General features: G+C 66.5%; 13 protein-coding genes. 9 read left to right on the top strand and 4 right to left on the bottom strand.

The features are described from left to right. Positions 1–240: 240 nt before the first annotated feature. Positions 241–987, bottom strand: coding sequence for a molecular chaperone CupB2 (cupB2, locus tag M6E97_RS00950; protein WP_003093375.1), 747 nt, complete (start codon positions 985–987; stop codon positions 241–243). A 30-nt stretch (positions 988–1017) separates the two neighbouring features. After that, positions 1018–1587, bottom strand: a complete 570-nt coding sequence (locus M6E97_RS00945) for a fimbrial protein (protein ID WP_003111034.1) — start codon at positions 1585–1587, stop codon at positions 1018–1020. Positions 1588–2056: 469 nt separating this feature from the next. Between M6E97_RS00945 and M6E97_RS00940 the strand changes: the two genes are divergently transcribed. The 6 genes from M6E97_RS00940 to hpaC all read left to right on the top strand — a co-directional run bounded on the left by M6E97_RS00940 (position 2057) and on the right by hpaC (position 7806). Further along, positions 2057–2881: a molybdenum cofactor biosynthesis F family protein gene (locus M6E97_RS00940; RefSeq protein WP_003111033.1), complete on the top strand. Its 825-nt coding sequence runs from the start codon at positions 2057–2059 to the stop codon at positions 2879–2881. Positions 2882–2889: 8 nt separating this feature from the next. Then, a complete protein-coding gene (locus M6E97_RS00935; RefSeq protein ID WP_034005657.1) occupies positions 2890–4275 on the top strand; it encodes an aspartate aminotransferase family protein in 1386 nt (461 codons plus the stop codon). Next, positions 4272–5033 (top strand): SDR family oxidoreductase, encoded by a 762-nt coding sequence (locus M6E97_RS00930; RefSeq protein WP_003104535.1) that lies wholly within the window; start codon positions 4272–4274, stop codon positions 5031–5033. The genes M6E97_RS00935 and M6E97_RS00930 overlap by 4 nt, the downstream gene beginning before the upstream one ends. A gap of 212 nt (positions 5034–5245) precedes the next feature. After that, positions 5246–5536, top strand: coding sequence for a DUF2218 domain-containing protein (locus M6E97_RS00925; RefSeq protein ID WP_003093387.1), 291 nt, complete (start codon positions 5246–5248; stop codon positions 5534–5536). A 165-nt stretch (positions 5537–5701) separates the two neighbouring features. After that, the gene (gene hpaB, locus M6E97_RS00920; protein WP_023111358.1) at positions 5702–7264 is read left to right on the top strand and encodes a 4-hydroxyphenylacetate 3-monooxygenase, oxygenase component; all 1563 of its coding nucleotides are present in this window, start codon (positions 5702–5704) and stop codon (positions 7262–7264) included. Between the two features lie 29 nt (positions 7265–7293). Continuing rightward, the gene (hpaC, locus tag M6E97_RS00915) at positions 7294–7806 is read left to right on the top strand and encodes a 4-hydroxyphenylacetate 3-monooxygenase, reductase component (RefSeq protein ID WP_003104531.1); all 513 of its coding nucleotides are present in this window, start codon (positions 7294–7296) and stop codon (positions 7804–7806) included. Positions 7807–7869: 63 nt separating this feature from the next. Here the strand turns inward: hpaC and M6E97_RS00910 are convergent, their stop codons facing one another. Together M6E97_RS00910 and M6E97_RS00905 are read right to left on the bottom strand one after the other, a co-directional pair. Continuing rightward, positions 7870–8286 carry a PaaI family thioesterase gene (locus M6E97_RS00910; RefSeq protein WP_003104529.1) on the bottom strand — a complete coding sequence of 139 codons (417 nt, stop codon included), beginning with the start codon at positions 8284–8286 and terminating at the stop codon, positions 7870–7872. A gap of 47 nt (positions 8287–8333) precedes the next feature. Then, complete coding sequence (locus tag M6E97_RS00905) at positions 8334–9293, bottom strand: helix-turn-helix domain-containing protein (protein ID WP_003093398.1); 960 nt, start codon at positions 9291–9293, stop codon at positions 8334–8336. 318 nt (positions 9294–9611) lie between these two features. Here M6E97_RS00905 and M6E97_RS00900 point away from each other — a divergent pair, with 318 nt between their 5' ends. The 3 genes from M6E97_RS00900 (at position 9612) to M6E97_RS00890 (ending at position 12530) form a co-directional block, all read left to right on the top strand. Beyond that, on the top strand, positions 9612–10145 hold the full coding sequence (locus M6E97_RS00900; RefSeq protein WP_003093399.1) for a 2,4'-dihydroxyacetophenone dioxygenase family protein: 534 nt from the start codon (positions 9612–9614) through the stop codon (positions 10143–10145). A 70-nt stretch (positions 10146–10215) separates the two neighbouring features. Then, positions 10216–11475, top strand: coding sequence for an MFS transporter (locus tag M6E97_RS00895; protein WP_019484724.1), 1260 nt, complete (start codon positions 10216–10218; stop codon positions 11473–11475). Further along, entirely contained in the window at positions 11472–12530 is a 1059-nt protein-coding gene (locus tag M6E97_RS00890) for a 2,3-butanediol dehydrogenase (RefSeq protein ID WP_023874927.1), read from the top strand. Before M6E97_RS00895 ends, M6E97_RS00890 begins: the two co-directional genes overlap by 4 nt.

Below are 12530 nucleotides of genomic sequence, written 5' to 3'. Positions count from 1 at the left end.
GGAGGACCAGGACTGGCAGGAGGACAGCGAAGGAAACAGTGCCAGCAGACAGGCGAATCGCAGGGAACGAACGGCGATCCCTCCCTGTATCGCCATTCGCAACAGGGCGACCTGCCCACCGTAAGCGGGAGCGGACAAGCACCTATGAAGAGAAACTTTGGGCATATGTAATCCCTGCAGCGATTTTAAAATCGCCACTCATATGTCGGGCCGTAAGTAAAAAGCGGGGAAACGGAGGGGTTATTTGCCGAGTGCCCTATCGAGGGTATTGCGGCCACCGTAATCGTTGATGACTTCGTATCTGACGGAAGCGGCTTCCATGTTCTTCGGATTTCCCTGCCAGTCGAACTCCTTCGTCGAGAATGGCGCGACCATTCCCTTTCCCACGGACATGACACGGCCATCGACAATCAATTCGACGCTGGCGAACGAAACGTAGTAAGGCGTCGGATTATTTACCTGTACTACGGTCTTTTTTCCTGCTCCCCCTGACTCCAGAAACTTCCATTGAAGTTTCCCGGCAGCCGAATCGACACTCTTCAACTGGCTGGGTCGAAAGAAGAGTTTGAAGCGCGAACGAAAGGAAAACTGCAATGCATTGTTTTCGTCTTCGTCCCTGGGCGGAACTTCCAGGATATTCAGCCAGAACAGCGATTCGCGATCCGTCGGCAACGGGGCCTTCAGGTAGGCGATGCGCAATACGGCGCCGCCATTGGGATCCACTCGCGTCACGGCCGGCGTGACGCTGAAGGGGACCTGCAGTTCCTCGGGGGGAACGTCCTGCCGGCCATCGTCGATCCAGGCTTGCGCCAGCACGGGAGTGCCGGACGTATTGCTGACCCGCAAGGTGACCTCGCGCTCGCTGGCCGGAAAGACGACGCGAGTGCCCTGTGCGATCAGCCCGGCATGAGCCGTTCCGGCGCACAGGGCGATGGCCACGGCGCTTGCCGCCACGAAAGAATGAAAACGATGCATTAGCGGCGCCATGGCCTCACCTCTTCGTCCGTCGACCGCCGCTTACTCGTACGCCAGGAGGTAGCGGATATGGGACAGGCCGGTACCCGCGATCACGGTCTTCTCGGTGGACACATAGGAGGCCTTGTACTTCAGGGTCGCCGTGTTCTTGTCGATGGTTGCCTTCTGCGGGGCGGCCTCGACCAAGCCCAGCGGGATCTTCGTGGTGTTGGCCGCCGAATTGTTGAAGATCTGGATCTGCACGCCCTTGGCTTTCGACGGCCCCATCAGCATCAGGTTGCCGCTGATACGGTCGACGTTGGTGACCGTATCGAAGGCGATGGAAACCTTCTTGTCATTGGTGCAGCCGGCACCGGAGAGGACCAGATCGAACTCCTGGAAAGTGGAGTTGGTTCCGACGGCGGTGAAATGGGTCGGCGCCACGATACCCAGGTCGACGTTGGTGACGTTGCCCGCACCCGGCGCCTGGCCGTTGATATCGCACGCGACGTCGGTGATGTTGCCCGAGAAGTTGACGATCCCATCGACCGCATGGGCCACGGGGGACATCAGCGCGAGAAGGGTGCCCGACGCAACGAGGGGCGCAAGAATTGCACGTTTGAACTTGTTCATCTGATTTCCTTTGGAGTTGTGGAACATCCTGGCTGCTCCCTGGAGAGCCGATGCAGTACGAACCGGCCAAGGTAGCCAAGCCTTTGCGCGCAACCGGGACGGCCGCCTAGAGCGCCTCCGACCATTACGCGACAGCCGAAGATTGCGCCCTGATAAACGCAGACCCAAATACTAGAAAGAAAGACAGGATTTAAAAATAATAATCATACGAAAACATATGTAGTCCATTTCCGATAACAGCCAATAGGTACATAAGAATACATTCAGAAAATACTTATAGAAGAACAGGAACCCATTAACTAAAAAACCAAAAAGAAGAAACGAAAACCCATCTAATACTTCATCTTCGATAACTTTCCCTTCGCCGCTCCGTGCTATTTCCGTGGCATATCGACCTATCAACCATCCGGTCGATATCGGGATACTCGAAGACAGGCCAGCATGGGTTTCCCACGACGAGGAGAACCCTATGTCCGCCCACTCGCATTCCGGATGGATCACCGTCGGCGCCCTGGCCGACGGCTTCGCTCCGGACAACCACGTCCTTCCCGCCTGCGGCGATCTCGCCGGGCTCGAACGGGTCCTGCACTTCGCCAACGGCTGGGTCATCGAACATGCCTTCGACTCGCAGCGCCTGCGCTGGCGCCTGGCCGACGGCAGTGCCAGCGGCGAGTCGGACTACCGCGCCAGTTCACTGCGGGAGAACCTTTACCTGGTGGATTTCCTCAAGCAGGAAAACGGCCGGCCGGTCTCGGTCAGCCTGGTGCTGGACTTCGACAACCAGGCGTTCACCGCGGTGCTCGGCCATCTGCCCGACCGCACGGCCTGCGAACAGGGTCTGTTCTCCCGGGCCCTGGCCGGCCGGGAACTGACCGGCGTCGAGGCCGAGTTCCTGCATGGCAGCCTCGACCGCCCGTGGCAGCCCGGCGCCTGCCCGCACGTCCCCAGCGACGAGTTGGTCGGCCTGCGCAACCGCTACGTCTACAGCGCCAGCGAGGCCTACGAACACGTCTACCTCAATCCCGACTTCTACACCTGGCAATGCCTGCGCGGCGCCGAGCGAGGGCTGGCCGATACCGACCGCTGCCACTGCTACCGACTGGCCGAACGCCTGTACCTGTTCGTCTGGCGCGAGAAGATCGTGCCGACCCTCGGCGTGCTGCTGATCGACCTGGAAGCCGGGCGCACCGACGGCAAGATCTTCGGCTACCAGGACGACGACTTCGCCACCCCGGTTAACTTCCCGGTCGGCGCCCTGGCCCAGGTGCTCAACCAGACCCGCCACGACCTGTGAGGACGCCCATGGACACCACCTTCGGCCTCGACCTGGCCCGCGTCGAAGCGCTGTTCAAGCGCGAGCTGCGACGCTTCGACGAACTGCATCCGCGCTCCGCCCAGGCCTACCGGGAAAACCGCCGCCACTGGCTGTACGGCGCACCGTTGCACTGGATGCAACAGTGGCCGGGCAACTGCCCGCTGCTGGTGAAGGAGGCCCAGGGCGCGCGCGTCACCGACATCGACGGCCAGCAGTACGTCGACTTCGCCCTCGGCGATAGCGGCGCCATGTTCGGCCACGCCCAACCGGCGGTGGCCGACGCCATCGCCCGCCAGGCGCGGCGCGGCTCGACCCTGATGCTGCCGACCGAGGACAGCCTGTGGGTCGGCGCCGAACTGGCGCGGCGCTTCGGCCTGCCCTATTGGCAGGTGACCACCTCGGCCACCGACGCCAACCGTTTCGTCCTGCGCCTGTGCCGGATGCTCAGCGGACGTGACAAGGTGGTGGTGTTCAACTGCAACTACCACGGCAGCGTCGACGAATCGCAGGTGGAATTCGACGCCGCCGGGCGCATGGTTCCGCGCGCGGGCGTTCACCCCAATGGCGTACGCCACGACGCCACCACCCGCCTGGTGGAGTTCAACGACCTCGACGCGCTGGAGGCCGCCCTCGCCCATGGCGACGTCGCCGCGGTGCTCACCGAACCCTTCATGACCAACGTCGGCATGGTCCCGCCGGCCGAAGGCTTCCACGCCGGCCTGCGCGAACTGACCCGCCGCCACGACGTGGCGCTGATCATCGACGAGACCCACACCATCTCCTGCGGTCCCGCCGGCTATAGCGGCGCGCATGGCCTCGAGCCGGACTTCTTCGTCCTCGGCAAATGCATCGCCGGCGGCATTCCCAGCGCCGTCTGGGGATGCAGCCAGGCGCAGGCGGAGCGGATCTGGGCGGTACTGCCGCACTTCCGACCGGGGCAGGCGATCAACCATTTCGGCTTTGGCGGCACCCTGGCCGGCAACGCGCTGCAACTGGCGGCGATGCGCGCGACCTTCGCCGAAGTGATGACGGAGGACGCCTATCGGCACATGTTCCAGCTCGCCGCGCAGCTCGAGGCGGGCGTCCGCGCGACGCTAGAGGAACTGCGCCTGCCCTGGCACGTGACGCGCATCGGCGCGCGCGTCGAGTACCTGTTCATGACCCACGCCCCGCGCAACGGCGGCGAGGCCCACCACGCACGCAACGGCCTGGTCGAGGCCTGCCTGCACCTCTACCTGCTCAACCGCGGCGTGCTCTTGACGCCATTCCACAGCATGGCGCTGACCTGCCCGGCGACCCGCGCGGAGGACGTCGAACTGCACGACCGCCTGCTCCGCGATTGCCTGGGCGAACTGCTGGAGCGCCCATCGTGAGGCGCTTGGAGAACCGCGTCGCACTGGTCACCGGCGCCGGCCAGGGCATCGGCCGGGCCATCGCCGAATGCTTCGCCGCCGAAGGCGCCAGGGTTCTGCTGGCGACGCGTACCGCCAGCCGCGGCCAGGCCGTCCTGGAGGCGATCCGCCTGGGCGGAGGCACGGCCGAACTGCTGGCCGTCGACCTGAGCGAGCACGACGCCGCGAGACGAGCGGTGAGCGCGACCCTGGAGCGCTTCGGCCAGTTGGACATCCTCCTGCACAACGCCGCTGCCTTTCCCCAGTGCGCCCTCGCGGAACTGGACGAAGGCACCCTGGAACGGACCCTGGCGGTGAACCTGAAAAGCTGCTTCAGGCTGACCCAGGCCGCCCTTCCCGCCCTGCGCCGCAGCGTGGCCGGGCGCGTCCTGGTGACCTCCTCGGTGACCGGCCCGCGCACGGCGATCCCTGGACTCTCGCACTATGCGGCAAGCAAGGCCGGGGTCAACGGTTTCATCCGCGCCGCCGCGCTGGAGCTGGCCGGCGACGGCATCACCGTCAACGGCGTCGAGCCCGGCCTGGTCGCGACTCCGGCGCTGGGCAGCCTCGGCGACGCCGCCGCGCTGGCCGCGCACATCCCCCTCGGGCGTGTCGGCCAGCCGCTGGACATCGCCCACGCCATGCTCTTCCTCGCATCCGACGAGGCGAGCTACATCACCGGGCAGACCCTGGTTGTGGATGGCGGCGCGTTGCTGCCGGAGAACGGCGGGCTGGCCTGAAGCCGCTGGCGTTCGCCCTCTCCCTCCAGAGAGAGCGCCTTCCGACGTATCCGGCAAACCCTTCCGCCGGCTCCGGTAGGGCGCTCGCCCTGTCCCACGGACAAGGGCCGGCCATTTGCCGGGCGATTATCGAAAGCCCCTGCAAAATGGATGAATAAGAATGACTCTCAGCAGGTTAGTATCGGAAATCCCCAACCGAGAGGATTCGCTTCATGTTCCGCTCCACCTCCCATGTCCGTACCGAATCGGCCGCACGCTACGTCAATCGCCTGTGCAAGCACTGGGGCCACAAGTTCGAAGTCGAACTCACTCCCGAGCGCGGCTTCATCGACTTCGGCGACTCCAACTGCGAGCTGCTCGCCCACCCCGACCATGTCCTGATGATTCTCAACAGCCCCGACGAGGACAGCCTCGCCCACATGCAGAACGTGGTCGCCGATCACCTGCAACGCATGGCCAACAGCGAAAGCCTGGAGATTGCCTGGCAGCCCGCCGAAAGCTGAACGCGCCGCCACCCGGCCGCCCTTCGCGGCCGGGCGCCGGGCGTCACGCGGGGCCATGGAAAGTGCAATTCATTCCCCGGAAAAGCCATTCAGCTCGCTCCGCCCCCGTCCCATCATCCCCTCCAGGCGCTCTCGCGCAGATAACAACAATGACTGGAGACGATGATGAAACCCGAAGATTTCCGTGCCTCTGCCACCCGTCCGTTCACCGGCGAGGAGTACCTCGCCAGCCTGCGCGACGACCGTGAGATCTACATCTACGGCGACCGCGTCAAGGACGTCACCAGCCACCCCGCCTTCCGCAACGCGGCTGCCTCCATGGCCCGGCTCTACGACGCCCTGCACGATCCGCAGAGCAAGGAAAAGCTCTGCTGGGAGACCGATACCGGCAACGGCGGCTATACCCACAAGTTCTTCCGCTACGCGCGCAGCGCCGACGAACTGCGCCAGCAGCGCGACGCCATCGCCGAGTGGTCGCGGCTGACCTACGGCTGGATGGGCCGCACCCCGGACTACAAGGCCGCCTTCGGCAGCGCCCTCGGCGCCAACCCGGGCTTCTACGGGCGTTTCGAGGACAACGCGAAAACCTGGTACAAGCGCATCCAGGAAGCCTGCCTGTACCTCAACCATGCCATCGTCAACCCGCCGATCGACCGCGACAAGCCGGTGGACCAGGTCAAGGACGTGTTCATCTCGGTGGACGAGGAAGTCGACGGCGGCATCGTCGTCAGCGGCGCCAAGGTGGTCGCCACGAATTCCGCGCTGACCCACTACAACTTCGTCGGCCAGGGTTCGGCGCAACTGCTCGGCGACAACACCGACTTCGCCCTGATGTTCATCGCGCCGATGAACACCCCCGGCATGAAGCTGATCTGCCGCCCCTCCTACGAACTGGTGGCGGGTATCGCCGGATCGCCGTTCGACTACCCGCTGTCCAGCCGTTTCGACGAGAACGACGCGATCCTGGTGATGGACAAGGTGTTCATCCCCTGGGAGAACGTACTGATCTACCGCGACTTCGAGCGCTGCAAGCAGTGGTTCCCCCAGGGTGGCTTCGGCCGGCTGTTCCCGATGCAGGGCTGCACCCGCCTGGCGGTCAAGCTCGACTTCATCACCGGCGCCCTCTACAAGGCCCTGCAATGCACCGGCTCCCTGGAGTTCCGCGGCGTGCAGGCGCAGGTCGGCGAAGTGGTGGCCTGGCGCAACCTGTTCTGGTCGCTGACCGACGCCATGTACGGCAACGCCAGCGAATGGCACGGCGGCGCCTTCCTGCCCAGCGCCGAGGCCCTGCAGGCCTACCGTGTGCTGGCGCCGCAGGCCTACCCGGAGATCAAGAAGACCATCGAGCAGGTGGTCGCCAGCGGCCTGATCTACCTGCCCTCCGGCGTTCGCGACCTGCACAATCCGCAACTCGACAAGTACCTCTCCACCTATTGCCGCGGCTCCGGCGGCATGGGCCACCGGGAGCGGATCAAGATCCTCAAGCTGCTCTGGGACGCCATCGGCAGCGAGTTCGGCGGCCGCCACGAGCTGTACGAGATCAACTACGCCGGCAGCCAGGACGAGATCCGCATGCAGGCCCTGCGCCAGGCGATTGGCAGCGGGGCGATGAAGGGCATGCTCGGCATGGTCGAGCGGTGCATGGGCGACTACGACGAGAACGGCTGGACCGTGCCGCACCTGCACAACCCGGACGACATCAACGTACTCGATCGCATCCGCCAATGACGCCCGCGTCGCGTCCGGAGGTTATTCCCATGTCCCAGCTCGAACCCAGGCAGCAAGCCTTCCGCAACGCCATGGCGCATCTTTCGGCGGCGGTCAACGTGATCACCAGCAACGGCCCGGCCGGACGCTGCGGGATCACCGCCACCGCGGTCTGCTCGGTCACCGACAGCCCGCCGACGCTGATGCTCTGCATCAACCGCAACAGCGAGATGAACACGGTGTTCAAGGCCAACGGTCGACTCTGCGTGAACGTCCTCAGCGGCGAGCACGAAGAGGTGGCCCGCCACTTCGCCGGCATGACCGAGGTCCCGATGGAGCGCCGCTTCGCCCTCCATGACTGGCGCGAGGGCCTCGCCGGGTTGCCGGTGCTGCACGGCGCCCTGGCCAACCTGCAGGGACGCATCGCCGAGGTCCAGGAGATCGGCACCCACTCGGTGCTGTTGCTGGAACTGGAGGACATCCAGGTCCTCGAACAGGGCGACGGCCTGGTCTACTTCAGCCGCAGCTTCCATCGCCTGCAATGCCCCCGGCGGGCGGCCTGAACGGCGCCTCCAGGAATCCTCCGCCAGCGTTTCGCAGCCGCCGCCGAGAACCCGGCCAGGCCCTCAGCGGCGGTGCGCCGGTGGGATCGAGTAGGTGCCGACCACATGGGCGACCGGTTCCGCGTCGCCTTCGGAGAACAGCGAGACCTCGCCCATCGCCAGGGTCTTGCCGACCTTCATCAGGCGGCACTCGGCGACCACCCGGCGGTCCGCCGCCGGACGCCGCAGGAAGTTGATGGTCAGGCTGGTGGTCACCGCCAGCGGGACGATGCCGATCTCGCCCAGTACCGCCACGTACAGCGCGACATCGGCGATGGCCATCAGGGTCGGCCCGGAGACCGTGCCGCCGGGGCGCAGGTCGCTGGCGTCGACCGCCTGCCAGACCGTGGCGCTACGCTCGCCGACGGCTTCGACCACGACCCGGGTCTGGGGAAATTCGCGCTGGATGAAACGGGCGATCTGCTCTTTCTTGTCGGTCACGGAACGGGTCCTTGGCAGTAGGAGGAGGAAAGGTACGGTAGTCGGGTCTAACGGCCACGCGCCTCGCTCGGCGTCATCCCGTAGCGCGCCTTGAAGGCCCGGGCGAAATGCGCCTGGCTGGAGAAGCCGTGGCGATAGGCGACCTCGGCGACATCCAGGCGCCGGCCCTGGGGCGAAGCGAGCAACTGGCGGGCCCGCTCCAGGCGCCGCTCCTGCAGGTAGCGCCCGGGCGAGCTGCCTTCCTGGGCGAACAGCCGCGCCAGGTGCCGGCTGGAGACGCCAGTGGCGGCGGCCACCCGCTCGCAGCTCAGGGCGGGTTCGTCGAGGTGCTGCTGGATGTACTGCTTGGCCGCCAGCAGGTAGGACGCGCCCAGGGCGCTGGCACGGTGCTCGCCGGCATGGTCGCTGATGATGCTCGCCAGCAGGTCGTAGGCTTCCTCCTGGTAGCGCTCGGCATCCTCGCCATGGGGGCTGTCGAGGAAATCCCGGGTACGCTCGCCGAGGGTCCGCACCAGCAGGCGCTGCACCGGGCTTTCCGCGCCGATCTTCAGCGGTCCCTTGAAGTCGCGCAGGCAGCGCTCGGCGAAATCGTCCTGGGGAATGTCGAAGATGAACTGCCGCATCGGTCCGGAAAAACCGAACAGGTAGGGCTTGTCGGTCCGGTAGATCACCAGCTCGCCCGGTTGCAGGAGGTTGCAGCCGTTGTCCTGGTAGAAGAACGACTGGCTGCCCTGCACCAGGGAGACGAAGATCGACTCCTTGGGCACTGCGCGGATCATCGAGCGGTCGCGCTCCACCACGTGCTCGTTGCCGCCGATGCGGGCCAGCCGCAGGCGTTCGAGGCAGAGGTTGTCCTGGGTCGCGGCGAAGCCGGCCTGGGAATACGACGAACATTTCAGGCCAACCAGGATGGAAGCGTTGTAGTCCTCCCAGAACGCCAGCCGCTGCTCCAGGGGAATGTCCTGGGTGCTGGCCCGCCGGGTTTCGAGCAAGGCATGTGCGGGCATTTTTATTCTTCTCGTCGAACGCTGCGTGGACCTCCCGGACCTCAGGCAAGGCCTCCGGGGCCAGGCGCCGGGCCGCTCCGCCAACCTGTCGCGGTCGGTCGGCGAGGCGCCTGGCACCCCGTCATTAACATCTGAATCCTTTCCTCCGTCAATCGCCCCCCAGCCGGCTCCGACGCTGGGCAGGCCAGCTTGGCGGCGCGCCGCGGGTCACGCCAGGCCATGTCCGAAAAGCGCAAGTTTCCTGGCCGCCAGGGTCAAACCCGGAGGCCCGCCCATGGCTAGAGTCGGCCCGACGATAACAACGACAGAGGCCGCCCCATGCCCGAACTCGCCACCCGTGAATTCTGGAAAGACCTGCAACCGATTCCCGACTGCTTCAAGCCGGACGCCAAGCCCGAGGTCTACCTGCGCAACGCGCCGACCGAGGACGAGCGCCTCTACGTGCCCTTCACCGAGACCGTGAAGTCGCGTCCGCTGTGGATCTCGCCAAGCGAAAACCGCTGGTGCGACATCCTGATGGCGACGAGCGCCGGCCTGGTCAACCGCCACTACCACCCGCACGAGGTGTTCGCCTACACCATCAGCGGCAAGTGGGGCTACCTGGAACACGACTGGACCGCCACCGCCGGCGACTTCGTCTACGAGACGCCCGGCGAGGGCCACACCCTGGTGGCCTACGAGCACGAGCAGCCGATGCGTGCGTTCTTCATCGTCAAGGGGCCGCTGGTCTGGCTCGACGAGAAGGGCAACGCGGACGGCATCTTCGACGTCCACGACTACATCGCGATGTGCCGCGCGCACTACGACAAGATCGGCGTCGGCGCCGCCTACATCGACTCCCTGTTCCGCTGACCCCGGGCGCGCGCCGCCCTGGCGGATGCGCGCCTCCCCGCCGGCCGGCCCGCCCGGCCTGGAGACCGACATGGCGCATAACAACAATTCCGCCAGTTACGAAAACGTCCTGCTCTGCGTGCTGTTCCTGACCTTCGGCTTCGTCTTCTTCGACCGCCTGGCGCTGTCCTTCCTGTTTCCCTTCATGGAACAGGAGCTGCAACTGAGCAACAGCCACCTGGGCATGCTCTCCTCGGTGCTGGCCCTGGCCTGGGCGGTATCCGGCGCGCTGGTCGGCGCCTGGTCCGACCGCCGCGGGCAGCGCAAGCCGCTGCTGATCGTGGCGGTGATCCTGTTCTCGCTGTGCTCGGCGCTGTCCGGGCTGGTCGGCGGCTTCCTCAGCCTGCTGCTGTTCCGCGGCATCATGGGCCTGGCCGAGGGGCCGATCCTGCCGCTCTCGCAATCGCTGATGGTCGAGGCCTCCTCGCCGCATCGCCGCGGCCTCAACATGGGCCTGCTACAGGGCTCGGCGGCCGGCCTGCTCGGCGCGGTGGTCGGCCCGCCGCTGCTGGTGGCCCTGGCCGAAGCCCTCGGCTGGCGTCACGCCTTCATCGTCTCGTTGCTGCCGGGCCTGCTGATCGCCTGGTTGATCTGGCGCCATGTGCGTCCCGACCCGCCCCGCGCGCAGCGCCCGGCGCCGCGCGCAGAAGAAGCGAAAGGCAAGCGCCTGGCACTGCTGAAGAGCCGCAACATCCTGCTCTGCACCCTGATCAGTTGCGTATTCGTCACCTGGTTCATCGTGCTGATTTCCTTTACCCCGACCTTCCTGGTCAACGCCCGCGGCTTCAGCCCGGCGACCATGGGCAGGCTGATGAGCTGCCTGGGCGTCGCCTGGGTGGTCTGGGGCTTCGCCGTACCGGCGATATCCGATCGCATCGGCCGTCGGCCGACCCTGGTGGCGTTCTCCCTGCTCGCCGCGTGTTGCCCGCTGGCGCTGCTCTATGCGCCGAACGCGACCAGCCTCGGCCTGCTGTTGCTGCTGACCTACACCGGGCTCGGCTGCTTCACCCTGTTCATGGCGACCATCCCGGCGGAGACCGTCTCGCGCAGCGTCATCGCCACCGCCCTCGGCCTGATCATGGGCCTCGGCGAACTGGTCGGCGGTTTCCTCGCGCCGACCGTGGCCGGCTTCGCCGCCGACCGCTTCGGCCTGTCCATCGTCATGTGGATGTCCTGCGGCGGCGCCCTGCTCGCCGCGTTCCTCTCGTTGTTCCTGCGCGAAACCGCGCCCGCCGTGCTGGCGCGCCAGCGCAGCGCGCCTACTTCCGTCCTGCAAGGAAACCAACCATGAAAGCACTGCGCTGGCACGCCGCCCGCGACCTCCGCCTGAGCGAACTGGAACGCCAGGCGCCGCGGCCCGGCGAAGTCGAACTGGAAGTCGCCTACTGCGGCATCTGCGGCAGCGACCTGCACGAATACCAGAGCGGCCCGCACTCGATTCCCCAGGCCGAGGCGCACCCGCTGTCCGGTTGCCGCGCGCCGCTGACCCTCGGCCATGAGTTCTGCGGCGTGGTCGCCGCGCTCGGCCCTGGCGTGGAGGGACTGCGCATCGGCGACCGCGTCGCGGTGGAGCCGGAATACCGCTGCGGCGAATGCCGCTACTGCCGGGAAGGCCGCTACAACCTCTGCGAGTCGATGGGCTTCATCGGCCTGATGGGCGACGGCGGCTTCGCCGAGCGCGCGCGGGTGCCGGCCTACATGCTGCACCGCCTGCCGGACGCGGTGGGCTTCCGCCAGGCCGCCGTGCTCGAACCGGCCGCCGTGGCCCTGCACGCGCTGCGCCGCAGCAGCCTGGCGCCGGGCCAGCGCTGCGCGGTGTTCGGGCTCGGCCCGATCGGCCTGCTGCTGGTGATGCTCGCCCGCCTGCGCGGAATCGAGGACATCGTCGCGATCGACGTCAGTCCCGAGCGCCTCGCCCTGGCCGGCGAATTCGGCGCCAGCCGGGCGCTCGACGCCCGTGACGGCGACACGGCGGCGCGCCTGCGCGAAGGCGGCGCGCTCGATTGCGCCTTCGAGGCCGCCGGCAGCCAGGCCAGCCTCGACGCCGCCCTGGCCAGCCTGCGCAAGGGTGGCGAGCTGGTGCTGGTGAGCCTGATGGGCGAGGTCAGGCTGGACGCCTTCGACCTGGTCAACCGCGAACTGCGCCTGCTCGGCAGCGTCGGCTACCGCGACGCCTTCCCAGAGCTGATTGCCCTGCTCGCCGATGGCCGCCTCGACCTGGCCCGCGCAGTGACCCGCAGCGTGCCCCTGGAGCAGGCCGTCGAGCACGGTTTCGAGGCCCTGCTGCGCGACAAGTCGCAGCTCAAGGTGCTGGTCAATCCAAACCCGGCCCTGGCCGACGCCTGA

Source organism: Pseudomonas sp. B111, assembly GCF_026428275.1.
In the GTDB taxonomy this organism is placed as follows: Bacteria; Pseudomonadota; Gammaproteobacteria; order Pseudomonadales; family Pseudomonadaceae; genus Pseudomonas; species Pseudomonas aeruginosa.
The sequence above is the reverse complement of the archived record's forward strand: the minus strand, read 5'-3'. Positions and strand labels throughout refer to the sequence as shown.